At 72.7% G+C, this 23,630-nt stretch carries 23 protein-coding genes; 17 read left to right on the top strand and 6 right to left on the bottom strand.

The annotated features are described in order from the left end of the window. Positions 1–2: 2 nt before the first annotated feature. Positions 3–992, bottom strand: a complete 990-nt coding sequence (gene pseB, locus BJ993_RS12820) for a UDP-N-acetylglucosamine 4,6-dehydratase (inverting) (RefSeq protein ID WP_036550045.1) — start codon at positions 990–992, stop codon at positions 3–5. A gap of 104 nt (positions 993–1,096) precedes the next feature. Here pseB and BJ993_RS12825 point away from each other — a divergent pair, with 104 nt between their 5' ends. From BJ993_RS12825 to BJ993_RS12835, 3 genes are read left to right on the top strand one after another with little or no spacing between them, the layout of a single operon-like run. Continuing rightward, a complete protein-coding gene (locus tag BJ993_RS12825; protein WP_179649084.1) occupies positions 1,097–2,149 on the top strand; it encodes a PseG/SpsG family protein in 1,053 nt (350 codons plus the stop codon). Positions 2,150–2,161: 12 nt separating this feature from the next. Next, on the top strand, positions 2,162–3,835 hold the full coding sequence (locus tag BJ993_RS12830) for a hypothetical protein (RefSeq protein WP_179649085.1): 1,674 nt from the start codon (positions 2,162–2,164) through the stop codon (positions 3,833–3,835). After that, positions 3,832–4,848, top strand: a complete 1,017-nt coding sequence (locus BJ993_RS12835) for a hypothetical protein (protein WP_036550050.1) — start codon at positions 3,832–3,834, stop codon at positions 4,846–4,848. The genes BJ993_RS12830 and BJ993_RS12835 overlap by 4 nt, the downstream gene beginning before the upstream one ends. A 159-nt stretch (positions 4,849–5,007) precedes the next feature. On the opposite strand, the gene pseI is transcribed toward BJ993_RS12835, so the two are convergent. Then, entirely contained in the window at positions 5,008–6,063 is a 1,056-nt protein-coding gene (gene pseI, locus BJ993_RS12840) for a pseudaminic acid synthase (protein WP_179649086.1), read from the bottom strand. After that, the gene (locus BJ993_RS12845; protein ID WP_179649087.1) at positions 6,060–6,596 is read right to left on the bottom strand and encodes a GNAT family N-acetyltransferase; all 537 of its coding nucleotides are present in this window, start codon (positions 6,594–6,596) and stop codon (positions 6,060–6,062) included. The genes pseI and BJ993_RS12845 overlap by 4 nt, the downstream gene beginning before the upstream one ends. Positions 6,597–6,667: 71 nt before the next feature. Here BJ993_RS12845 and BJ993_RS12850 point away from each other — a divergent pair, with 71 nt between their 5' ends. From BJ993_RS12850 to BJ993_RS12895, 10 genes are all read left to right on the top strand, one after another. After that, positions 6,668–6,919 (top strand): phosphopantetheine-binding protein, encoded by a 252-nt coding sequence (locus tag BJ993_RS12850; RefSeq protein ID WP_036550057.1) that lies wholly within the window; start codon positions 6,668–6,670, stop codon positions 6,917–6,919. Next, positions 6,916–8,142, top strand: coding sequence for an AMP-binding protein (locus BJ993_RS12855; protein ID WP_179649088.1), 1,227 nt, complete (start codon positions 6,916–6,918; stop codon positions 8,140–8,142). Before BJ993_RS12850 ends, BJ993_RS12855 begins: the two co-directional genes overlap by 4 nt. Further along, a complete protein-coding gene (locus BJ993_RS12860; RefSeq protein ID WP_036550059.1) occupies positions 8,135–8,881 on the top strand; it encodes an SDR family NAD(P)-dependent oxidoreductase in 747 nt (248 codons plus the stop codon). The genes BJ993_RS12855 and BJ993_RS12860 overlap by 8 nt, the downstream gene beginning before the upstream one ends. Before the next feature lie 70 nt (positions 8,882–8,951). Further along, entirely contained in the window at positions 8,952–9,404 is a 453-nt protein-coding gene (locus tag BJ993_RS12865) for a hypothetical protein (protein ID WP_179649089.1), read from the top strand. A gap of 156 nt (positions 9,405–9,560) precedes the next feature. Next, positions 9,561–10,514 (top strand): Rossmann-like and DUF2520 domain-containing protein, encoded by a 954-nt coding sequence (locus BJ993_RS12870; RefSeq protein ID WP_179649090.1) that lies wholly within the window; start codon positions 9,561–9,563, stop codon positions 10,512–10,514. After that, on the top strand, positions 10,511–11,401 hold the full coding sequence (panC, locus tag BJ993_RS12875) for a pantoate--beta-alanine ligase (protein ID WP_179649091.1): 891 nt from the start codon (positions 10,511–10,513) through the stop codon (positions 11,399–11,401). The genes BJ993_RS12870 and panC overlap by 4 nt, the downstream gene beginning before the upstream one ends. Positions 11,402–11,438: 37 nt before the next feature. Then, positions 11,439–11,858 (top strand): aspartate 1-decarboxylase, encoded by a 420-nt coding sequence (gene panD, locus BJ993_RS12880; protein WP_036550064.1) that lies wholly within the window; start codon positions 11,439–11,441, stop codon positions 11,856–11,858. 13 nt (positions 11,859–11,871) lie between these two features. Next, positions 11,872–13,569 (top strand): L-aspartate oxidase, encoded by a 1,698-nt coding sequence (locus BJ993_RS12885; protein ID WP_179649092.1) that lies wholly within the window; start codon positions 11,872–11,874, stop codon positions 13,567–13,569. After that, positions 13,566–14,486, top strand: a complete 921-nt coding sequence (nadC, locus tag BJ993_RS12890) for a carboxylating nicotinate-nucleotide diphosphorylase (RefSeq protein ID WP_308645561.1) — start codon at positions 13,566–13,568, stop codon at positions 14,484–14,486. Before BJ993_RS12885 ends, nadC begins: the two co-directional genes overlap by 4 nt. A gap of 3 nt (positions 14,487–14,489) precedes the next feature. Then, complete coding sequence (locus BJ993_RS12895) at positions 14,490–15,263, top strand: type III pantothenate kinase (protein WP_179649093.1); 774 nt, start codon at positions 14,490–14,492, stop codon at positions 15,261–15,263. Positions 15,264–15,300: 37 nt separating this feature from the next. Here the strand turns inward: BJ993_RS12895 and BJ993_RS12900 are convergent, their stop codons facing one another. Continuing rightward, on the bottom strand, positions 15,301–17,403 hold the full coding sequence (locus BJ993_RS12900) for an acyltransferase family protein (protein WP_179649094.1): 2,103 nt from the start codon (positions 17,401–17,403) through the stop codon (positions 15,301–15,303). 156 nt (positions 17,404–17,559) lie between these two features. On the opposite strand from BJ993_RS12900, the gene BJ993_RS12905 reads away from it, so the two are divergent. Both BJ993_RS12905 and BJ993_RS12910 read left to right on the top strand, forming a co-directional pair. Further along, positions 17,560–17,901: a histone-like nucleoid-structuring protein Lsr2 gene (locus tag BJ993_RS12905; protein ID WP_036550068.1), complete on the top strand. Its 342-nt coding sequence runs from the start codon at positions 17,560–17,562 to the stop codon at positions 17,899–17,901. Between the two features lie 130 nt (positions 17,902–18,031). Next, positions 18,032–20,596 (top strand): ATP-dependent Clp protease ATP-binding subunit, encoded by a 2,565-nt coding sequence (locus BJ993_RS12910; RefSeq protein ID WP_036550071.1) that lies wholly within the window; start codon positions 18,032–18,034, stop codon positions 20,594–20,596. 72 nt (positions 20,597–20,668) lie between these two features. Here the strand turns inward: BJ993_RS12910 and BJ993_RS12915 are convergent, their stop codons facing one another. Further along, complete coding sequence (locus BJ993_RS12915) at positions 20,669–20,995, bottom strand: DMT family transporter (protein ID WP_036550075.1); 327 nt, start codon at positions 20,993–20,995, stop codon at positions 20,669–20,671. A gap of 80 nt (positions 20,996–21,075) precedes the next feature. On the opposite strand from BJ993_RS12915, the gene BJ993_RS12920 reads away from it, so the two are divergent. Then, positions 21,076–21,654, top strand: a complete 579-nt coding sequence (locus BJ993_RS12920; protein WP_179649095.1) for a TetR/AcrR family transcriptional regulator — start codon at positions 21,076–21,078, stop codon at positions 21,652–21,654. On the opposite strand, the gene BJ993_RS12925 is transcribed toward BJ993_RS12920, so the two are convergent. Beyond that, positions 21,639–22,532, bottom strand: coding sequence for an HhH-GPD family protein (locus BJ993_RS12925; protein WP_179649096.1), 894 nt, complete (start codon positions 22,530–22,532; stop codon positions 21,639–21,641). The genes BJ993_RS12920 and BJ993_RS12925 overlap by 16 nt on opposite strands. A 97-nt stretch (positions 22,533–22,629) precedes the next feature. Here BJ993_RS12925 and BJ993_RS12930 point away from each other — a divergent pair, with 97 nt between their 5' ends. Further along, entirely contained in the window at positions 22,630–23,421 is a 792-nt protein-coding gene (locus BJ993_RS12930) for a hypothetical protein (RefSeq protein WP_179649097.1), read from the top strand. Positions 23,422–23,630 lie beyond the last annotated feature (209 nt).

The raw sequence follows: 23,630 nt of genomic DNA on the forward strand, positions 1-23,630 counted from the left end.
GCTCAGATGCCCGACTCGAGCACCTTGCGGAGGTCCTCGACGCCCCACCAGATGTCGTTCTTGTCCGAGGCGCAGTGGAAGCCCTCGGGCACCGGGACGGCGTCGGCGATCGGCTTGTAGCCCCACTGCGGGGTCTCCGGCTCGATCACGTAGTACTTGCCGCCCTGGATGATCACCGCGCGGCGACCCTCCTCGGGGCTGATCATCTCCTCGTGGAGCTTCTCGCCCGGGCGCAGGCCGATGTCGACGAACTCGGCGTCCGGCACGACCGCGTGCGCCAGGTCGACGACCTTGTGCGAGGGGATGTGCGGGACGAGCAGCTCGCCGCCCTGCATCAGGTCGAAGGTGTCGACGACCATCTGGACCGCCTGCGGCAGCGTGATCAGGAAGCGCGTGCAGCGCAGGTCCGTGATCGGCAGCTTCTCGCCGCGCTCGGCCATCGCCTTCCACTTCGGGATGATCGAGCCGCGCGAGCCGGTGACATTGCCGTAGCGGACGACGGCGAAGCGGGTCGGGTACGACGCCGCGTAGTTGTTGCCGAGGATGAAGATCTTGTCGGCGGTGAGCTTCGTGGCGCCGTACAGGTTGATCGGCGAGGAGGCCTTGTCGGTCGACAGCGCGACGACCTTCTTCACGCCGGAGTCGATGGCCGCCTCGACGACGTTCTGCGAGCCGAGGACGTTGGTCTTGATGAACTCGAACGGGTTGTACTCGCCGGTGTCGACCTGCTTGAGGGCGGCCGCGTGGACGACGTAGTCGACGTCGTGCATCGCGCGGGTCAGCCGCTCGCGGTCACGGATGTCACCGATGAACCAGCGCAGCCGGGGGTCGTCGTTGAACATCTGCCGGCACTCGAACTGCTTGAGCTCGTCGCGGCTGATGATCACCAGGCGGCGCGGGTTCAGGTTGTCGAGGGCGTAGCGGATGAAGGCCTTCCCGAACGAACCGGTGCCACCGGTGATCAGGATGCTGGACCCCTGGAGGATGGACACGCGGACGCCTTCCGTCGGGCGGGGGCGGGGCCCGTCCCCGCCACGATGAATCGGACCGACGATACCGTTGCGCGCGGTCACGGCCGGAATTGAGGTGGTTGAGGGTGTCGCAGGGCACAACCAGCGGGACCGTCGTCGTCTGGTGCGACCTCGGACCCGACATCGGGGTCGGCCACCTGATGCGCTGCCTCGCGCTCGCCGAGGAGCTGCACGCCCGCGGCCGCGACGTCCGCTTCCTCGTCGATGCGTCCGCCGTCCCGTTCGCGGCCGCGCAGCTCGCCGCTCGGGGCTTCGCCTCCGTCCCGCCCGCGCCGACCGTGGAGGAGCAGCTGCGCCAGGTCGACGAGCTCGCGCCCGAGGCCGTCGTCATCGACTCCTACCGCCTGCCGCCCACCGTGTACGACGCCGTGCGGGCGTCGTACCGGACGCTGGCGTTCGTGGACGGCGACCTCGGTGGCCGGGTCGCGGACGTCTTCCTCGACCAGAACATCGGCGCCGAGGACGACCGTCGCGCGCTGCCGGAGGGAGCGGTGCGGCTCGCGGGGCTGCGCTACGCCTTGATGCGCGACGAGGTGCTGCGCCACCGGCCGGCCACGCCGGAGGTGCCGGCACCGACCGGCCCGCCGCGGGTCTTCGCCTTCTTCGGCGGCACCGACGCCTACGGTGCGGCGCCCGTGCTGACCGATGCGCTCGTCGCGACCGGTCGCCCGTTCCGGCTGTCCGTGGTCGCCGCCACCGACGAGAGCCGCGCCGCGCTGGCCGCGGTCCGGCCCGCCGAGGGCCAGGAGATCGAGGTGATCCCGCCCACGGACCGCCTCGCCGAGCAGGTCCGCGCGGCCGACTTGGTGGTGAGCGCCGCCGGCACGTCGAGCTGGGAGCTGCTCTGCCTGGGGGCTGCGGTCGCCTTCGTGTGCGTCGCCGACAACCAGGTCGAGTCCTACGGGCGCGTCGTCGACGGAGGGCTCACGTTCCCGCTCGGCCTGCTGGACGTCGTACGACAGGAGCCGGAGGCGGCGACCGCTGTCCTCGGCGCGGCCCTCGACGACGCCGACGCCCGCAACCGGCTGCGTCGCAAGGGCTGGGAGCTGGTCGACGGACAGGGCCGGAGCCGCGTCGTGGAGAGCCTTCTCGAGACCGGGGAACCGGCCTCCGGTTGATATAACTGCGGGGTGCGCGAGCTGACTGACTTCCGGCCGTTCCTGCGGACCTCCACCGTCTTCTGGCGCAACAACGTCCCGCCCCCGTCGGAGCGGATCATCCTCGTCGAGGCGATGAGCCAGGACCTCCGGGTGACCCTGCGCAATCTCACGGTGGCGAACGCGCTGCGCCGGATGGAGCCGGCCCGGATCGTCGTCTACAGCGGCGCCGACGAGGACTGGAACCAGATCATCTGGACCTACTTCAACCTCGAGGAGATCTCGGCGATGGCCACGGCGTACGGCGCCGAGGCGGTCTTCGACGCCCACGCGCTGGTCGACGCCCGCGTCGCCGGCACGGCCGAGCCGATGGAGATCGCCGGGGTCGACCTCGGCGGCGACCTCCCGGACTCCGGCATCCCCGCCGACAAGCTCGACGAGATCGTCTACGCCACCACCTGCCGGATGGCGCTGGTCGCCCGCCTCGACGACTCCCCGGAGATCCAGGCGAAGAAGGACCAGGTCACCGCGCGCAGCGTCGAGTTCGCGAAGATCTACGACGCCCTGCTGGCCAACAACGACGTCGTCGCGCTGATCTCGAGCCACGTCGACTACAACAACTTCGGGCTCGCGGTCGAGGCGGCGATCCGCCACGACGTACCCGTCCTCTTCCCGCAGTCCACGGGCGGCCTGAAGGTCTACGGGCTGTTCCCGGAGAAGCTGCCCGCCGGGGCGCCGATCCGCGCCGGGCTGACCACGCAGCTCGGCGAGTTCTTCGAGAAGCACGTGTGGCCCAACCGCGAGCTGCTGCACCGCAGCTCGGAGCTCACCCAGGCCCGTGCCAAGGCCACCCTCGGCCGACCGTCGTGGTGGCGCGCCGGCGCCGACTTCTCCAGCGTCGAGCTGCGCACGCCCGCCGACCGGGCCGCCGTCCGGGTGCCTGCGGGCCGCCGGGTCGGCCTCGACCCCTCGAAGCCGACGATCTCGGTCTTCAACCACGCGGTGTCCGACGCGCTCGGCACCAACTGGGAGGTCTTCGAGGACCTCGGTGACTGGATCGAGAAGACCGCGGCCTGGGCGGCCGAGCACGACGAGGTCAACTGGCTCTTCCTCGACCACCCCCACCAGCACATGTACGACGCCACGGGGTTCTTCGACGGCGTCGCGGCCCGCTACGCCGACCAGCCGCACATGAAGTTCATGCGCAGCCTCGACCTCTCGAAGAACTACCTGACGGCCCTGACCGACCTCGTGCTCACCGTGCGCGGCAGCGTCAGCAGCGAGTACCCCGCCCTCGGCATCCCCGCCCTCCAGTGCGGCTGGTCGGAGTGGAGCGCCTGCGGGTTCACCACCGTGACCGAGTCGGTCGAGGAGTACTTCTCCGAGCTCACCCGCCACATCGAGGGCCTGCTCGCCGGCGAGGTGCTGATCACCCCCGACCAGGTCGAGCGCGCCCGGCTGTGGATGTGGTTCTACCGCTGCGCCAGCGACGTCCCGTCCGGCCTGGTCCAGCAGTGGCCCGTCGGCGAGGGCGACCGGCTCTTCGAGATCCTCTCCATCAACATGCTGCACGTCGAGGCCGACGGCGAGCCGGCGTTCGCGGCCGTGCAACGGATGTGGCGGCGCCGTGAACCCTTCCTGTCACGGTTCGACTGGGAGGTCTCACCCGACGCGCTGGCGATCCAGCTCGGGGCGGTGACGGCATGACCCAGCAGCCCAAGGTCTTCGAGCTCCCGTCGCTCCACGTCGCGACCGACTTCGACAAGGAGTCGGTCAGCCACGAGCTGCCGATCAGCCTCGACCAGAACGTGCCCGGGGCGGTCGCGCTGATCGACGGTGCCGTCCGGGCGCCGCACCGGCTCGCCCGCGTCGTACGGCCCTCGGGCCTGCTCGGGCTGTCGATCGTGCCCACCACCGAGGTGCTCACGGTGCAGGTCGACCTCCGCGTCGACGCGCTGTCGAACCGGATGTGGCACGACCACCTGATCGGCACCCGCGCGAAGATGAAGCGCAACGACGACAAGGACGCCGAGGTCGAGATGCCCGACGTCTCCGGCCGTCACCGCTCGCTGCGGATCACCGCTCAAGGCCGGGCCGTCGCCGGCGCCGTGCTCGGCCTCCGTCCGCTCGACGGCGAGGCGAGCACGGAGCGCGTGGTCTTCCAGGTGACCCCCGACCAGATCGGCGAGGACGGCCTGCTGATGATCGGCCTCGAGTCGACCCGCGCCGACGACCGCGCCTGGCCCAACGGCGCGGCGATGGAGGACGGCGCCGTGGGCGTCGCGATCTCCCGTGTCCACCTGCGCCTGGGCGCCGAGCCCGTCAAGCCGCGCGTCGCCGTGGGCCGGCGCGACGACCAGGGTGCGCTCGTGCTCGGCCAGAGCGGCGTCCTCGTGGTCAACCCCGGTGAGCCCGACCGGGGCAGCCGGGTCGAGGTCGCCGTCCGCGGGATCGGTGGCGACCGCCTGCGCGGCCGCCGCGCCCGGGTCAAGCACCCCGGCCGCGCCGTACGCGAGCTCGCCCAGGACCGCACCGTCGACCGCACCCACGGCATCGCCCTGAGCGTGCTCACGCTCGACGGCGACGAGGTCCCCGGGGCCCGGATCGACGGCCCCGTCCTCGAGCTCCCCGCCGGCACCGGTCCGGTCCTGGTCCGACTGCAGAAGTCCACCCCCGGCGGCGCCCCGTCCCTGGTCGACTGGGCCGTCACCGTCCGCTGACGGGACCAGCCAACGGCTGAGGATCCGCCGAGGTTGCGGCGGGCTTGCCGCCAGACCTCGTGTGGGCCTACGGAGGACAACCGCGGCGCGGCAGCGCGACGGGAGCCGCCTCCCGGCAGCTTGCTGCCGCCCTGGCGGCGGAGCCGCGCTCGCGCAGTGCTACAGCAGGTCCAGCGACATCGGGGTGCCCAGGGGGACGTCCTCGCGGAAGACCCGGCCCTCGATGTCGCGGAACGAGTCCGGCGGCATGCCGTCGGCGGGGCGGACCGAGCGGACGTTGTCGGCGGAGACCTTCTCGCCGGCCTTGACGTCGCGGGAGACGAAGAGGGAGCGGCGGAAGCGCAGGCCCTCGGCCTCGATCTCCTTGGGGCCGATCCGGGCCTCGCCCATGGCCTGCCAGGCGATCTTCGTCTCGCGGACGAGCGAGGCGAACTCGCCGGGGTCGAGCGAGAAGTCGGCGTCGACCCCGCCGTCGGCGCGGTCGAGGGTGAGGTGCTTCTCGATCACGGTGGCACCGAGGGCGACCGCCGCGACCGAGGCGCCGATGCCGAGCGTGTGGTCGGAGAGGCCGACCTGGACGTCGAGCGCGTCGCGCAGGACCGGGATGCCGCGCAGGTTGGACGCCTCCGGCGGCGCAGGGTACGACGCCGTGCAGGCCAGCACCACGAGCCGCTCGTTGCCCGTCTCGCGCGCCGCACGGACGGCCGCGTCGATCTCGCCCATGGTGGCGGTGCCGGTGGAGATGATCGTCGGCAGCCCGGTGGCGGCGATCGAGCGGATCAGCGGCAGGTCGGTGATCTCGCTGGAGGCCGACTTGATCATCGGGACGCCGAGGCCGTGCAGGAAGTCGACGGCGGTCGGGTCGAAGGGGGCGCTGAAGCCGAGCATGCCGAGCTCCTGGGCGAGCGCGAAGATCGGCTCGTGCCAGTCCCAGGGGGTGTGGGCCTCGGTGTAGAGGTCGTAGAGCCGGCGGTTGGGCCACAGCGGGTGGTCCGCGCTGAGCCGGAACATGGGGGAGTCGACGTCGAGGGTGATCGTGTCGGCGGTGTAGGTCTGGATCTTCACCGCGTGCGCGCCGGCGTCGGCGGCGGCCCGGACGATGTCGAGGGCCCGCTCGAGGTCGCCGTTGTGGTTGCCCGACATCTCGGCGATCACGAACGGCTCGTGGTCGGGGCCGATCGTGCGGGTGCCGACCTGGATGGCCTCGAGGCTCATCGGGTGCCTTCCTGTGCAGTGGTCTTGCGGGCACCGCGGCGGTCCTCGCGGCGCAGGCTGATCGGGTGGACGGTGAGGGTGCGCTCACCGTTGCTGCGGGTCTCGGCGGGCCCCTCGACGAAGCGGAAGCGGCGGTTCATCGAGCGGACCGCCTCGTTCTCGCTGAGCACCTCGCCGTGCAGTACGTCGACGCCCAGCTCGTCGAAGGCGTAGGCGGTCGCCTCCTTCATGACCTGCATCCAGGCGAGGAGCGCGAGGCCCTCGGCCTCCACGGTCTCGCTGTCGAGGTAGAAGCCCCACGAACATCGGGAGCGGTCGTCGGCGATGTCGAAGTAGTTCACGATGCCGAGAGGGCGGTCGGCGTACTCGAAGACGAGGGTGAGCCGGGTCGGGTCCCTCCGGGTGCGCTCCCACCACGCCTCGTGCTCCTCGGCGGTGATGACGTGGTCGTTGATGCTGACGGCGCGGTTGGCCGGCTGGTTGCGCCACACACGCATGGCGTCGACGTCGCCGTCGGCGGCGGGACGCAGCATGGTTTCCTCCTCGACCAGCAGGGACCGCTGGGAGTGCGGTCTCGTCCGGGGCTAACGGTAGTCTGCCCGACATGACGACGGTTCCCCGCAATCGCCTTCGTGAGCTGATGGGTGAGGTCCTGGCCGCCCAGGACAAGACGCTGCCGGACAGCGACGACGCGCTGCTCGCCGACATCGGCTTCCGCTCGCTCGACTTCAGCGAGCTGGCCCTCCGGGTCGAGGACGAGATCGACGAGGAGCTCAACTTCGACGCGGCCGGCCTGCGCCAGATCACGACCGTCGGCCACGTGCTGGACCTGCTGACCGAGATCCAGGCCGCGTGAGCCTGCGCCACCCGTCCAACCGCCTGACCGACGCCTCGACCGGCGAGCAGGTCACCTGGGGCGACCTCGAGCCGCTGGACTACCCGGCGCCGGCCGCGGTGGTCGTCGACTCGTCGTACGCCGCCCTGCGCGCGGTCAAGCAGCACGCCGAGACCGGGGCGGAGTTCCTGGTCGTCGCGGCGGGCCGGATGGAGGCCAACCTGCGCGCCGAGCTGCGCGCCGCCGGCTTCAACATCGTCGACCCGGACGGCTCGGTCGAGCTCGCCTCGGTGACCCGCGAGCCCGAGCCGGGTCGGCTGTGGCTGCTCACGTCGGGCTCGACCGGCCGCCCGAAGCAGATCGGCCACACCCTCGACTCCCTGACCACGGTCGCCGGCGACATGGCGCCGCGGACCTGGCTGTGCCCCTACTCGCCCGGCACCTACGCCTGGTGGCAGGTGGTCACCCTCGGCCTCGGCTCCGCGGGCCAGGACCTCGTCGTCGTCGACCCCTCGCGGCTGGACGAGTGGGTCGCCGCCGGCATCGAGCACGGCGTCACGGCCGCCTCGGGCACCCCGACCTTCTGGCGGCAGACCACGATGTCGCAGGCCGACGACCTCGCGAAGGTGCCGCTGCAGCAGGTCAGCCTCGGCGGCGAGCCCGTCGACCAGGCGATCCTCGACCAGCTGCGCACCTTCTTCCCCGACGCCCGCATCTCCTGGCTCTACGCCTCCTCCGAGGTCGGCGCGTCGATCGTCGTCCACGACGGCCGCGCCGGGTTCCCCGTCGAGTGGCTGGGCCGCGAGGCCGAGGGCCGGCCGCGGATCGACGTCGTCGAGGGCGAGCTCGTCATCACCTCCCCGCACCACGGCGAGGGCCTCGGCGGCCCGGTCCGCACCGGTGACGCCGTGGTCGTCGAGGACGGTCGCGTGCTGATCACCGGTCGCCTCGACTCCGACGAGATCAACATCGGCGGCGCCAAGGTGTCGGCGGGCGTCGTCCGCGCGGTCCTGCAGTCGCACCCCGACGTCGCGTGGGCGCACGTGCGGGGGCGCAAGGCCCCGCTGGTCGGCAACCTCGTGGTCGCCGACGTCGTCCTCACCTCGGGCGAGACGACCGCCCCCGACGTGCTGGCCGAGCTCAACCGCTGGTGTGCCGAGCGGCTGCCGGAGTACGGCGTCCCGCGGCGGATCAAGCTGCTGGCCGCCATCCCGACCAAGGAGACCCTGAAGAGCGATGTCTGAAGCCACCCTCGTCCCGCCCGCCGGCGTGGTCCTCATCTCCGGCGCCTCGCGCGGCCTCGGCCTCGCCATGGTCACCGACCTCCTCGAGCAGGGCGTCAAGGTGGCCGCGTTCGCCCGCACCGTCACGCCGGAGCTCGACGCGCTCGCCGCGCGCTTCCCGGACACCAGCCACTTCGGCTCCGTCGACATCACCGACGCCGCGGCCACCCAGGCCTTCGTCAAGGAGGTCGAGGCGAAGCTCGGCATCATCGACGGCCTCGTCAACAACGCCGCCGTGGGCCAGGACTCGCTCCACGTCCACACCTCCGCCGACGAGATCGCGCGGATCATCGAGACCAACCTGACCGCGCCGCTCGTGCTCACCCGGTTCTGGCTGCGCCGGCTGATGGGCAAGGGCCGCAAGGGCCGGCTGGTCAACATCACCTCGATCTGCGGCCAGCGCGGCTACCAGGGCCTGGTCGCCTACTCCTCGACGAAGGCCGGCCTCGACGGGGCCACCCGGGCCATCGCCCGCGAGATGGCCGGCCGGGTGCTCGCCAACTCGGTCGCCCCCGGCTTCTTCGCCTCGGAGATGTCGGCGGTGCTGGGCGCCAACCAGCTCGAGTCGATCGTCCGTCGTACCCCCTCCGGCGCGATGACCTCGCCCGAGGACGTCGTGCCCGTGGTCCGCACGCTGCTGCTGGACCAGACCAACATCAACGGCCAGGCGATCGTCATCGACGGTGGCGGCTCCATCTAGGCGCCGACCCGGCGCTGGACCCCTGCTGCGCGCCGCCATCCGGGCGCGCTGGCTGCGTTGCAGACGCTCGATGGTGCAACCAGACCGCCGTCGCGCCTGCGCCTTGCCATCACACCCGCCTGACGACGCTCGCGACGGCGCCCAGCGCCGGGTCGACGCCCTGCAGCTGCTCCGCGTCGGCACCGACGCGGAGCTGAGCCGGTACGCCGCCCGCTCGCACCTCTCGGACGGTCGCGTGGTGGCCTGGACGGGACCCGTCGACCGCGCGGTGGCCGTCGACGCCGAGATCGACCGACCCGTCCCGCCGGCGTTGGCCGCCCGGCACGGCGAGGCGGGGTTCTGGGAGCGCTGGACCCGGCTGGAGTGCCTGGCGAAGCTGACCGACGTCCCCGTGGTGCTCCTCCAGCGCGGCGGCCTGGACGCGGACGCCGGCCCCGGCATCGAGTTGGTCACCGGCCGCCTCCACCCCGAGCCGGGCACGACGGTGGTCGTCAGCGTCGCCCGCAACCGTTCGGCCGTGTGACCCATCCCACCGACCCGAACCGTTTTCGCGGCCCCGCGCACCGGCGTACGGTTGAACCGTCCCGGAACCCCGGGGCGCCCATGAGCACAACGTCCGGTACCCACACCGGCTGCCCGCGAGGGCAGTGGTCGGCGGGACCGGAACGAAAGGTTCACGATGTCCCACACGCTCAGCGTGGGTGTCGTCGGCGCGGGTCGCGTCGGCGCCGTCCTGGCCGCGGGTCTCCGCGCTGCCGGTCACCCCGTCGTCGCCGCTGCCGGTGAGTCCGACGCCTCGCGTCGCCGCGCCGCCGAGCTCCTGCCCGGCGTCCCGCTGCGCAAGCCGAGCGACGTGTCCCGGGCTGCTGACCTGCTCCTGCTGACCGTCCCCGACGACATGCTCCCCAACGTGGTGCGCGTGCTGGCCGACAGCGGCGCGATCCGCGAGGGCCAGGTCGTCGCGCACACCTCGGGCCGGCACGGCCTCGCCGTGCTCGCGCCCGCCGCGGCCGTCGGCGCGCGCGTGATCGCGCTGCACCCGGCGATGACCTTCACCGGCACGGCCGTCGACATCGACCGGCTCCGGGGCTGCGTCTTCGGCCTGACCGCCGGCGAGGGCGAGCGCGAGCTCGCCGCCGGCCTCGTCGCCGACCTCGGTGGCACGGCCAACTGGGTGCCCGAGGAGATGCGCACCCTCTACCACGCGGGCCTCGCCCACGGCGCCAACCACCTCGTCACCCTCGTCAGCGAGGCGATGGGCCTGCTGGCCGCCGCCGGCGTCGACGACCCGGCCGGCACCCTGCGCCCGTTGCTGGACGCGGCGCTCGACAACGCCCTCGCGCACGGCGACGCCGCGCTGACCGGCCCGATCGTCCGCGGTGACGTGAAGACCGTCGCGGCGCACCTGAAGGACATCTCCGCCAACGCGCCCGACACGCTGCCGTCGTACGTCGCGATGGCGTGGGCCACCCTCGACCGCTCGGTCACCGACGGCCGGCTCCTCCCGATCCAGGGCCAGAAGATCGCCACCGTGCTCAGCGCGTACGGCGAGCGCCGGATCCTGCCGTCGCGGGTGGAGCACACGGAGCACATGGAGCGCACGGAGCGCACGGAGCGCTCGGAGCAGGCATGACCGTCGCCACCACCCCGGCTGTCGCGCGCAGCCGGTCGGACCTCGACGCGCTGGTCGCGCCGCGCCGCGGCCGAGGCCCGGTCGTGTTCGTGCCGACCATGGGCGCGCTGCACGAGGGCCACGCGACGCTGCTGCGGATCGCCCGTGAGCGCGCGGGTGCCGAGGGCACGGTGGTGCTGTCGATCTTCGTCAACCCCCTGCAGTTCGGGGCCGGCGAGGACCTCGACCGCTACCCGCGGACCTTCGACGCCGACCTCGACATGGCGGGTCAGGAGGGTGTCGACGTGGTCTTCGCCCCGGTCGTCGCCGAGATGTACCCCGACGGCGTCCCGCACGAGGGCGTCGCCTCGGAGGCCGTCACCGTCCAGCCCGGCCCGCTGGCGGACCGGTTCGAGGGCGCCAGCCGTCCCGGGCACTTCCGCGGCGTGCTCACCGTCGTCGCCAAGCTCTTCGGCCTGGTCCGACCCGACGTCGCGGTCTTCGGCGAGAAGGACTACCAGCAGCTCGCGCTGATCCGCCGCATGGTCGCCGACCTCTGCCTGGGCATCGAGATCGTCGGCGGCGCGACCGACCGCGAGCCCGACGGCCTGGCCCGCTCGAGCCGCAACCGCTACCTCGACGCGGAGCAGCGCCAGGTCGCCGCCGTGCTGAGCCGCGCGCTGCGCGCCGGCCAGGACCGCGCGGAGTACGGCGTCCCGGCGGCCCGCTGGGCGGCGATGGGCGTGCTCAAGGCCGAGCCCGGCATCGAGCTCGACTACCTCGCCCTCACCACGACCGGCCTCGGTGAGCTGCCGGACTACCCGGAGAGCGGCACCGAGGGCCGGATCCTCGTCGCGGCCCGGGTCGGCACGACCCGGCTCATCGACAACATGCCCCTGCATTTCTGAAGCAGTTCCGAGCAGTACTGAACCCAGGGAGACTCCCATGCTGCGCACCATGATGAAGAGCAAGATCCACCGCGCCACCGTCACGCAGGCCGACCTGCACTACGTCGGCTCCGTGACGGTCGACGAGGACCTGCTCGACGCGGCCGACCTGCTGGCCGGCGAGCTCGTGCACATCGTCGACATCACCAACGGCGCCCGCCTGGAGACGTACACGATCGCCGGCGAGCGGGGCAGCGGCGTGATCGGCATCAACGGTGCCGCCGCCCGCCTTGTGCACCCGGGCGACCTGGTGATCCTGATCGCCTACGGCCAGATGAGCACCGAGGAGGCGAAGGAGTACCAGCCGCACGTGGTCTTCGTCGACGCGGACAACAAGATCATGGCGACCGGCTTCGACCCCGCCGAGACCTTCGGCGACCCGACGCTCTCCCGGGGCGACGTCACGGCCGGTCGCTGAGTAGCCTGCTCGGATGCCACAGGACCAGCAGCGCCTGCCCGGGCGCCTCACCGCGCCGAGCCCGGGGTGGACGACCCGCGCCGACGTCGTCATCGTCGGCTCCGGCATCGCCGGGCTGACCGCTGCACTGCGTCTGCGCAAGGAGGTCGGCAAGGTCCTGGTCGTCACGAAGGACGTGCTGGCCGCCGGCTCGACCCAGTGGGCGCAGGGCGGCATCGCCGCCGCGCTCGGTGACGGCGACACACCGGAGGAGCACGAGCTCGACACCCTCGTCGCGGGCGCCGGCGCCTGCGACCTCGACTCCGTGCGGATCCTGGTCAACGAGGGCCCCGAGGCGGTCCGCGAGCTGATCGCCCTCGGCACCAACTTCGACCACACGGCCGACGGCGAGCTGTCGCTGACCCGGGAGGGCGGGCACCACCGCGACCGGATCGCGCACGCCGGCGGCGATGCCACGGGTGCCGAGATCCAGCGGGCCCTCATCGCCGCCGTCCAGGCCGCCCCCGACATCGAGGTCATCCAGCACGCGCTGGCCGTCGACCTCCTGCTCGGCGAGGACTCCTCGGGCGCGACCGGTGTCGCGGGGCTGACCCTGCACGTCATCGGCGAGGGCGAGCGCGACGGCGTCGGCGCCGTCCTGTGCCGGGCCGTGGTGCTGGCCAGCGGCGGCTTCGGGCAGGTCTTCTCGCAGACCACCAACCCGGCGGTCTCGACGGGCGACGGCATGGCGCTCGCGCTGCGGGCCGGTGCGACCGTGCGCGACCTGGAGTTCGTGCAGTTCCACCCGACCGTGATGTACCTCGGCCCCGACTCGCGTGGCCAGCAGCCGCTGATCTCGGAGGCGGTCCGCGGCGAGGGCGCCTTCCTCGTCGACGACGACGGCAACCGGTTCATGCAGGGCGTCCACGAGCTCGCCGACCTCGCCCCGCGCGACGTCGTCGCCAAGGCGATCATGAAGCGGATGCTCGACACCGGCCGCCCGCACATGTGGCTCGACGCCCGCCACCTCGGCGCCGAGTTCTGGGAGCGCCGCTTCCCGACGATCCTCGCCACCGCCCGCTCGCACGGCGTCGACCCGGTGGTCGACCTGATCCCCGTCGCGCCGGCGTGCCACTACGTGTCGGGCGGCGTCCACACGGACCTGGACGGGCGCAGCGACCTGCCGGGTCTCTACGCCAGCGGCGAGGTCGCCTGCTCCGGCGTCCACGGCGCCAACCGCCTCGCGTCGAACTCCCTGCTCGACGGGCTGGTGTTCTCCCGCCGCATCGCGAAGGTGCTGCCCGGTGAGCTCGGGGAGTGGCGCGAGCCGTCGGCCGACGAGCGCGCGCCGGGCCTGATCGCCGGTGCTGCCCGCAAGGAGCTGCAGGAGACGATGACGTCGCGTGCCGGCGTGCTCCGCTCCGCGGCCGGGCTCACCGCGGGCGCGGACGTGCTGGCCGGGCTCGCGGGCCGGGCCGCCACCGCCGTCGACCAGGAGTCGTGGGAGACCAGCAACCTGCTCACCATCGCGACCGCCCTCACCATGACCGCCCGGCTCCGCCAGGAGACCCGCGGCTCGCACTGGCGTGAGGACTTCGCCGAGCGCGACGACGACCTGTACGCGGGCCACTTCGACGTCCGGATGGCCGACGGCGCCGTCGCCGCGGAGTTCGTGCCGTCGCCGCAGACCGATCCATCCGTCGGCCCCGTCGCCGGGGTGGTGGCGCCGTGATCGCCCGGACGCCGTACGACGCCCTGCCGGCCGCGCTCGTCGAGGAGATCGCCGCCGCGGGGCTGGACCCGCGGGCCGTCTACGACCACGTCGTGCTCGCCTTCGAGGAGGACCTGCCCGGTGGCGCCGACGACGTGACCAGCGCGGCGATGCCCGACATGGGCGAGGCGGTCGCCGACTTCGCCGCCCGCGAGCCCGGTGTGGTCGCGGGCCTCGCGATCGCCGAGCTCGCCTTCGCCTACGCGCTCGGCGACACCGTCAAGGTCACCGGCCGGGTGCCGGACGGCACCCACGTGGAGCCCGGCGACGTCGTGCTGACGGTCTCCGGTCCCGTGCAGGGCGTGCTGACCGCCGAGCGGACCGCCCTCAACTTCGCCTCGCACCTGTCCGGCGTCGCGACCGCGACCGCGCAGTGGGTCGAGGCGCTCGCCGGCACCCGCGCCCGCGTCCTCGACACCCGTAAGACACTCCCCGGCTGGCGCGCGCTGCAGAAGTACGCCGTGCGCTGCGGCGGTGGCGTCAACCACCGCTTCAGCCTCGTCGACCGGGCCATGGTGAAGGACAACCACGCGGTCGCCGCCGGTGGCGTGGTGGCGGCGTACGAGGCGGTCGTCGCGGCCAACCCGGGCCTGCGGGTCGAGGTCGAGGTGATGGACCTCGACGAGCTGCGCGCCGTGCTGGCCGCCGGCTGCACCGAGGTCCTGCTCGACAACATGTCGACCACCGACATGGCCGAGGCAGTGCGGATCAACGCCGCCGCCGGCGGGCACGCCACCCTCGAGGCGTCCGGCGGGTTGACCCTCGAGCGGGCCCGCGAGGTGGCGGAGACGGGGGTCGACTTCATCTCCGTCGGCGCGCTCACGCACTCGGTCAACGTGTTCGACCTCGGGCTGGACTTCCGGACCACCGGAGGCTGAGCCATGAGCCTGCTCGCCGCCGACATCGGCAACGCCCACACCGTCCTCGGGCTGCTCGAGGACGGTGAGGTCGTCGCCGACTGGCGGGTCTCCACCAACGAGCACCGCACCGCCGACGAGTGGGGCGTGCTGCTGCGCGGCCTGCTCGGCCGCGAGGAGGACACCGTCAGCGGTGTCGCCGTCTGCTCGACCGTGCCCTCGGTGCTCAATGCGTGGCGCGAGATGCTGGCCGCGCACTTCGGCGACGTCCCGCGGGTGATCGTCGAGCCGGGCATCCGCACCGGCGTCCCGATCGTCGTCGACAACCCGCGCGAGGTCGGCAGCGACCGGATCATCAACGCGCTCGCCGCCGCGTCGGACTACTCCGGCCCCGCCATCGTCGTCGACTTCGGCGGCACCGCCACCACCTTCGACGTGGTCGACGCGGCCGGACGGTACGTCGGTGGCGCGATCACCCCCGGCATCGAGATCTCCCTCGACGCGCTCAGCCGCGGCGGCGCCCAGCTGCGCATGGTCGAGCTGGTCCGCCCGCGCGGCGTCATCGGCAAGAACACCGTCGAGGCCCTGCAGTCGGGCATGGTCTTCGGCGTCGCCAGCCAGGTCGAGGGCATGGTCGAGCGCCTCGTCGCCGCCCTCGGCGCCCCGGTCGAGGACGTCGCCGTGATCGCCACCGGCTACCTCGCGCCGCTCGTGATCGACGAGTGCCGCTGCTTCACCGACCACGCGCCGTGGCTGACCCTGCGGGGGCTCGGTCTGGTCTACGCCCGCAACACCTGACGTCACCCGTCGGCGCCGCGACGCGGCTGCCCCGACGTCAGCTGGGCCGCGACCGGCCCGCGGCCAGGGCGTCGAGCACGGCCGGCTCGAGGTACGGCGCCAGCGTGTGCGCGTACGTCGCCGTGATGTGGTGCCCGTCGAAGTAGGTGATCACGTTGCCGTTGACGGCCCGGCACTCGGTGCGGCCGCAGAACCGGTCGGTGAGGTCGACCAGGCGCAGCAGCGGGTCGTGGGCCGCCGCCACGACGTCGACCACCGGGTCCTCGGGCAGCCAGGTCCGGCGGGGTCCGGCGCAGGCGTCGTAGTCGTCGCGCTCCGAGGCGACGCAGTCGGGGATGCTGCGCCCCGGGGCCGGGGTGTCGCGGATGGCGAGCACCGGGATCCCGGCGTCGGCGATCCCGCCGAGCACCCGGGCGTAGCCCTCGCGGTAGGCCTCCGCGGTCCCCGCGTCGTCGAGACCGACGGCCTGCGCCTGCATCCGGTTGGAGACGACCACGAGGTCCGGCTTGGTCTCCACCAGCTCGGCGGCCGTCCGTCGTACCCAGTCGGCGCAGGTCCCGACGGCCTCCGGCTCGTCGAAGTCCTGCTCGATGTCGGCGCTCGCGCAGCGGGAGGCGAGCCGGGTCTCGATCCGCCAGCCGTGGTCCTGGGCGAGCGCCTGCAGCGCGGGCAGCCACTGGCCGGCGTGGGAGTTGCCGAAGAGGGCGACCGTCACCGTGCCGTCCGCGTCGCCGAAGGTGCACGGGACGTCGGCGAAGTCGGGCTCCGCGCTCCAGCAGCTGCGCGGACCGACGTCGCCGTAGGCCTCGGCCTTGTCGTCGGCCGCGACCGCGGCGGCGGGCACCAGGTCGTCGTACGACGCCTCGGGGCAGCGGCGCCCGACCGCGGCCGCGCCGAAGCACGGCCCGCCGTCCTGGAGGGCGGCCGCGAGCTGCCGGGCGGCCTCGTCGGAGCGGCGCTGCACCTCGACCAGCTGGACGGAGGCGAGCGCGACCACCACGCCCATCGCGAGCGCGCCGACGGCGTAGGTCCGCCGGACCTGCAGCGAGAGCCGCGGCGCCCGGAAGGGCCGCTCGACGAGGCGCTCGGTGCCGGCGGCGAGCAGCAGGGTCGCGACCAGGACGGCCGCGCCGGTGCGGGGACCGATCTCGTGACCGGTCACGGCGACGGTGATGACCACGAGCGGCCAGTGCCACAGGTAGACCGAGTAGGACACGTCGCCGAGCCACTGCACCGGCCGCAGCGCCATGAGGCGGCCGGGCCCCAGACGGCTCTCGCGGGGGGCGCCGCAGGCGATGAGCAGCACCGCGCCGAGCACGGGGAGCGCGGCGTGGTGGCCGGGGAAGGGCGTGGCGGCCGAGTACGTCGCCGCCGCGAGCCCGATGAGGGCGAGGCCGGTCCACGCGCCCAGTGCGGGCAGGGCGCCGGGGGAGCGCTCGGCGGCCCGCTTGCCGCGCTGGTGCCGGTCGGTCAGCCAGGCCGCGACGAGTCCACCGGCGGCGAGCTCCCACACCCGCGCGGGCGTCACGAAGTACGCCGCGGCCGGGTTGACCCGGGTCAGGTGCACCGACCAGGCGAAGGACGCCGCGGTGACCACCGCGAAGGCGGCCACGAGCGCGGTGCGGGTGCTGACCCCGCGCCGGCGCGCGAGCAGCACGACGCCGGCCACGAGCAGTGGCCACAGGAAGTAGAACTGCTCCTCGACCGAGAGCGACCAGAAGTGCTGCACCGCGGTCGGGGCGTCGTCGGAGGCGAGGTAGTCGACGGCCCGCCCGGCCAGCGCCCAGTTCACGACGTAGAGCGCGGCGGCGCGGGCGTCGGAGGCGGTCGCGGCCCACATCGTCTCCGGGGCCAGCAGGCGGGTCGCGACCAGGCTGGCGACCAGCACGAGCAGCGAGGCCGGCAGCAGGCGGCGGATCCGGCGCCCCCAGAAGGCGCCGAGGTCCCGGGCGCTGCGCGGCGGCCGGGCCACCAGGTGGGCGGTGATCAGGAAGCCGGAGATCACGAAGAAGACGTCGACGCCGACGAACCCGCCCGGCACCGCCGCGGCGTGCAGGTGGTAGACGACCACGAGCGCGACGGCGAGAGCGCGCAGGCCCTGGATGTCGGTGCGCAGCACCGTCCCCTCCCGCGCACTCATGACCCTGCCAGCCTGACACGGAATCGGCGCCGGGCGTTAGTCGGAAATACCTTTCGCTGTTCGAGGTGGCGCGCTTGCCCCATTCCCGAATTTCGTTAATATCCGATTATCCAAATATCCGAATCGTCGGATATCGCGAATATCGAGGAGAAAATCATGGCCCAGCGCGTCAACATCGTCCTGGTGGACGACATCGACGGCAGCGATGCGACGCAGACCGTGGCCTTCGGCCTCGACGGCGCCAGCTACGAGATCGACCTGAACGACGACAACGCCGCCGCCCTGCGCGACGCCCTGGCGCCCTACGTCGGGCACGGCCGCAAGGTGGGTCGCGGCGGCGGTGGCGCGAAGCGCGGCGGCGGCCGGGCTGCTGCCTCCTCGGGAGCCGGCGCCTCGGCGAAGGAGATCCGCGAGTGGGCCCGCGACAACGGCCACGCGGTGCCCGAGCGCGGCCGCATCCCCGCCGACGTGCGCGAGGCGTACGACGCCGCCCACTGAGACCCTCCCGTGCCGACCTGATCCGGGCTGTTCGCTGACAGCGGACGGCCCGGATCCGTTTCGGCGGAACGCGTAGGGTGTGAGCGGGGTTGTATCCCGTGAACACCCCAGGACGTGTGAGGAGCGTGCAATGTTCGAGCGGTTCACTGACCGAGCCCGCCGGGTGGTCGTGCTGGCCCAGGAAGAGGCCCGCATGCTCTCCCACAACTACATCGGGACCGAGCACATCCTGCTCGGCCTCATCCACGAGGGCGAGGGCGTCGCCGCGAAGGCGCTGGAGTCGCTCGACATCTCCCTCGAGGCCGTGCGCGCGCAGGTCGAGGAGATCATCGGCCAGGGCCAGCAGGCGCCGTCCGGCCACATCCCCTTCACCCCGCGCGCCAAGAAGGTCCTCGAGCTGTCCCTGCGCGAGGCGCTGCAGCTCGGCCACTCCTACATCGGCACCGAGCACATCCTGCTCGGCCTGATCCGCGAGGGCGAGGGCGTCGCCGCCCAGGTGCTGCAGAAGCTCGGCGCCGACCTCAACCGCGTCCGCCAGCAGGTCATCCAGCTGCTCTCCGGCTTCCAGGGCAAGGAGACCGGCGCCGCCGCGTCGACCTCGGGCTCCACGAGCGGTGGCGACGCCCCGTCGTCGTCGCTGGTGCTCGACCAGTTCGGCCGCAACCTGACCCAGGACGCCCGCGAGGGCAAGCTCGACCCGATCATCGGCCGTGCCGCGCAGATCGAGCGGGTCATGCAGGTGCTCTCGCGCCGCACCAAGAACAACCCCGTGCTCATCGGTGAGCCCGGCGTCGGCAAGACCTCGATCGTCGAGGGCCTGGCCCAGGACATCGTCAAGGGCAACGTGCCCGAGACGCTCAAGGACAAGCAGATCTACACCCTCGACCTGGGTGCGCTGGTCGCCGGCTCCCGCTACCGCGGTGACTTCGAGGAGCGCCTCAAGAAGGTGCTCAAGGAGATCCGCACCCGCGGCGACATCGTGCTGTTCATCGACGAGATCCACACCCTCGTCGGTGCCGGTGCGGCCGAGGGCGCCATCGACGCCGCCAGCATCCTCAAGCCGATGCTGGCCCGCGGCGAGCTGCAGACCATCGGCGCGACCACCCTCGACGAGTACCGCAAGTACCTCGAGAAGGACGCCGCGCTCGAGCGCCGCTTCCAGCCGATCCAGGTGCCCGAGCCCTCGATCGCCGACACGATCGAGATGCTCAAGGGCATCCGCGACCGCTACGAGGCGCACCACCGGGTGACCATCACCGACGAGGCGCTGGTCTCCGCGGCCACCCTCGCCGACCGCTACATCTCCGACCGCTTCCTGCCGGACAAGGCCATCGACCTGATCGACGAGGCCGGCTCGCGCCTGCGGATCCGCCGGATGACGGCGCCCGCCGACCTGCGCGAGTACGACGACAAGATCGGCGAGGTCCGCCAGCGCAAGGAGGCGGCCATCGACGGGCAGGACTTCGAGGCCGCGGCCCGCCTGCGCGACGAGGAGAAGCAGCTGATCCTCGCCAAGTCCGAGCGTGAGAAGCAGTGGCGCTCGGGCGACATGGACGAGGTCGCCGAGGTCGACGAGGAGCTGATCGCCGAGGTGCTGGCGGTCGCGACGGGCATCCCGATCGTGAAGCTCTCCGAGGAGGAGTCCACCCGCCTGCTCAAGATGGAGGACGAGCTCCACAAGCGCGTCATCGGCCAGGACGAGGCGGTCAAGGCGCTGTCGCGGGCGATCCGTCGTACCCGCGCGGGGCTGAAGGACCCGAAGCGTCCCGGTGGCTCGTTCATCTTCGCCGGCCCGTCCGGCGTCGGTAAGACGTGGCTGTCCAAGACGCTCGCGGAGTTCCTCTTCGGCGACGAGGACGCGCTCATCCAGCTCGACATGTCGGAGTTCGGCGAGAAGCACACCGTCTCGCGGCTCTTCGGCTCGCCTCCGGGCTATGTCGGCTACGAGGAGGGCGGCCAGCTCACCGAGAAGGTGCGCCGCAAGCCGTTCTCGGTCGTGCTCTTCGACGAGGTCGAGAAGGCCCACCCCGACATCTTCAACAGCCTGCTGCAGATCCTGGAGGAAGGTCGCCTGACCGACTCCCAGGGCCGGGTCGTGGACTTCAAGAACTGCGTCATCATCATGACCACCAACCTCGGCACGCGCGACATCGCCAAGGGCATCAACCTGGGCTTCAACCAGGCTGGCGACGCCGCGGGCTCCTACGAGCGGATGAAGGGCAAGGTCTCGGAGGAGCTGAAGCAGCACTTCCGTCCCGAGTTCCTCAACCGTGTCGACGAGATCATCGTGTTCCCGCCGCTGTCGCAGGAGCAGATCATCGCGATGGTCGACAACATGATCGCCGCGGTGGAGGTCCGCCTGAAGGACCGCGACATGCGGATCGAGCTCACCCAGGCCGCGAAGAACCTGCTCGCCGAGCGGGGCTTCGACCCGGTCCTGGGCGCCCGCCCGCTGCGTCGTACCGTCCAGCGCGAGATCGAGGACATCCTCGCCGAGAAGATGCTCTACGGCGAGGTCGGCCCGGGCCAGATCGTGCTCGTGGGCGTCGAGGGCGAGGGTGCCAACGCCAAGTTCACCTTCGAGGGCCAGAAGGTCGGCGAGCTGCCGGACCTGCCGCCGCTCGAGACGGTCGTCGAGGGCAAGGCCCCGGCCGAGGGCGCGGAGATCGCGCCCGACGACTCCGAGACCGCCTGACCCGATCCACCACACCGACCCGCCCGGTCCTCCGGGCGGGTCGGTGTGCTTTTCGCGGGCGCGCGGAGCGCGTCAGTGCGCGCCGGAGAGGTTGAGCAGGACGACGCCGCCGACGACGAGCGCGAGGGCGAGCACCTTGAGCGGGTCCATCTGCTCGTCGAGGAACAGGTAGCCGACGACCGCCATGCCGGCCGTGCCGAGGCCGGCCCAGACGGCGTACGCGATCGAGACCGGGACCTGCCTGACGACCAGGGCGAGCAGCCAGATCGAGGCGGCGTACCCGGCGAGCACGACCGCGGTCCAGACCGGGTCGCGGAAGCTCTCGGTGCGCGGCAGCGCGGCGCTCGCCGCGACCTCGACGCCGATGGCGGCGAGCAGGAGTGACCAGGCGATCACCATGACATGTCCCTTCGATGTAGCAACTGCTACAACTGTAGCACCTGCTACATTGAGTGCGCTCATCGGCGGAGGGGGGACGTGTGGCCACGGACGGGGAGCGCCGGCGCCAGCTCGCCGAGGCCGCCACCGACTACGTGCTCGACCACGGCCTGATCGAGCTCAGCCTGCGCCCGCTCGCGGCGGCGCTGGGCACCAGCGACCGGATGCTGCTCTACCACTTCGACGGCAAGGACGACCTGGTCGCCGCGGTGCTGCACACCTCCAACGAGCGCTCGATCGCCCACCTGCGCTCGCTGCCGGCCGCGCCGTCGGTGCGCGAGGCCGTGCTCGTCCTGTGGCGGGCGTCGAGCGACGGCGGCCAGCTCGAGCGGTGCCAGCGCCTGTACGTCGAGGCGGCGGCGCTCGGCCTCTTCGGCCGCGAGCCGTGGGCGGGCGTGGTCCGGGACGCCAACCGGGCCTGGCTGCAGGCCCTCGCCGACTGGCTGGTCTCCGCCGGCTGCAGCGCCGAGCTCGCCCCACGGGCCGCCAACCTGCTCGATGCCGCCCTCATGGGGCTGCACCTCGACCTGCCGCTGGAGCGGGGGACCGACGCGCTCGACGGCTCGGTCGTCGACCTCGCCGGGGCCGTCGCCGCGATCGCCGGTCAGGGCAGCGCGTAGAGCCCGTCGGAGGTGCGGACGACCAGGCCGTCGTCGAGGAGCGAGCCCAGGGCGCGCTCGCGTTGCTCGGTCACGTCCCAGGCGGCGTCGAGGCGCTCCTTGCCGACGGCCCCGGGGGCGTCGCGCAGCACCGCGAGCAGCCGGCCCCGGCACTGGCGGTCGGTGCCGGCCCAGGCCTGGACGGGGCGCGGCGGTCCGTCGTACGCCGGGGCGCCCGCGGCCTGCCACGCGCAGGCGGCCCTGACCGGGCAGCTGTCACAGCGCGGCCGGTCGGCGGTGCACACGAGGGCACCGAGCTCCATGACCGCGACCGACCAGGTCGCGGCGGTGGGCGGGTCGGCCGGCAGCAGCGCGGCGCCCAGGTCGCGCTCGGCCCTGGTGACCGAGCGGGGCGGGAACTCGACACCGCTGACGGCGCGGGCGAGCACCCGTCGCACGTTGGTGTCGAGCACCACCTGCCGCTGCCCGTGGGCGAAGGCGGCGACGGCGGCCGCCGTGTAGTCGCCGACGCCGGGCAGGGCCAGCAGGTCGTCGTACGACGACGGCACCTCGCCCCCGTGCTGCTCGGTGATCGCGGTGGCGGCGGCGTGCAGGCGCAGCGCCCGGCGCGGATAGCCGAGCCGGCCCCAGGCCCGGACCGCCTCACCCGACGAGTCCGCCGCGAGGGCGGCCGGCGTCGGCCACCGCTCCAGCCAGGCCTCGTGCACCGGGAGGACGCGGACCACCGGCGTCTGCTGCAACATGAACTCGCTGACCAGCACCGACCAGGCCGACGCCTCGGGCCGGCGCCACGGGAGGTCGCGGGCGTTAGCGTCGTACCAGTCCAGGATCGGCTGGACGAGGTCGGTCGCGGGATCGGCGGTGGGTTCGGCGGTCATCGCAGGACATTGTCGCCTCGGGTGTGATGTCGTCCGAGTTCGGGCCCGTCCGGCGGGTCAGCCCGCTTCGCGCGCGGGCGCTGACTACCGTCGTCCCATGCCCGCCGCGCCCCGTCGTCCCGCGCCCACGCGCGGTCGTACGACGCGCGGACCGCTACCGGCCGGCGTCTACTGGCGGCGCCGGGTGTTCGTGCTCGGCACGGCGTTCGCGCTGGTCTTCGTCATCGCGCGCTGGCTGACCGGGAGCAGCGACGGCAGGTCCGAGGACGCCGGCGTCGCCGAGCAGGCCGGAGCGCAGGTGCAGGCCACGGAGACGGTGACCGCCGGCCAGTCCACGGCCACCGCCACGACGACCGCGTCGCCGACCGGCCGGAAGGGCGCCTCGGCGACACCCACCCTCGCCGCCCCCGAGGGCACCTGCGAGGCGTCCGATGTCATCGTCACGCCGAGCGTCGCGAAGGGCGCCGAGGCCGGCGACGAGGTGACGCTCCGCCTCTCGCTGCAGACCCTGGAGTCCGAGGCCTGCACCTGGCAGGTCTCCCGCAACAGCATCACGGTGAAGATCTCCGACGGCTCCGACGAGCTGTGGACCACCCAGCAGTGCCCGGCCGTGGTGCCGACCGAGTCCGTCGTCGTACGACGCGACGTCGCTACCGTCGTCGAGCTCACCTGGAACGCCCGCGAGTCGGCTGCCCGGTGCACGCCGCGGACGGCATGGGTGCTGCCGGGCGACTACACGATCGCCGCCGCCGCCCTGGGTGGCGAGCCCGCGGAGGCGGAGTTCACCCTCGTCCGGCCCACGGCGCGGACGGTCGAGGTGACGCCGAGCTCGACCGCGACGTCGAAGGCGACGGACAAGCCGAAGAAGTCGAAGACGCCCGTCAACTGACCTCCGGTCGTCGAGGAGGTTGCGCAGCAACGCCCGGTCGTCGAGGAGGTTGCGCAGCAACCGTCACGAGACGCCTGGCCTCGGTGCAGCGACCGTAGGCCTCCGCATCGCACTCGCGACGGCCTGGGGTCTCGTGACGCGTCGCTCAGCCCCTCGCTGCGCTCGGGCCGGAGCGGACGCTCCTCGACCTCCTCGCAGATCGACGGCCC

It is taken from the genome of Nocardioides aromaticivorans (assembly GCF_013408525.1).
In the GTDB taxonomy this organism is placed as follows: domain Bacteria; phylum Actinomycetota; class Actinomycetes; order Propionibacteriales; family Nocardioidaceae; genus Nocardioides; species Nocardioides aromaticivorans.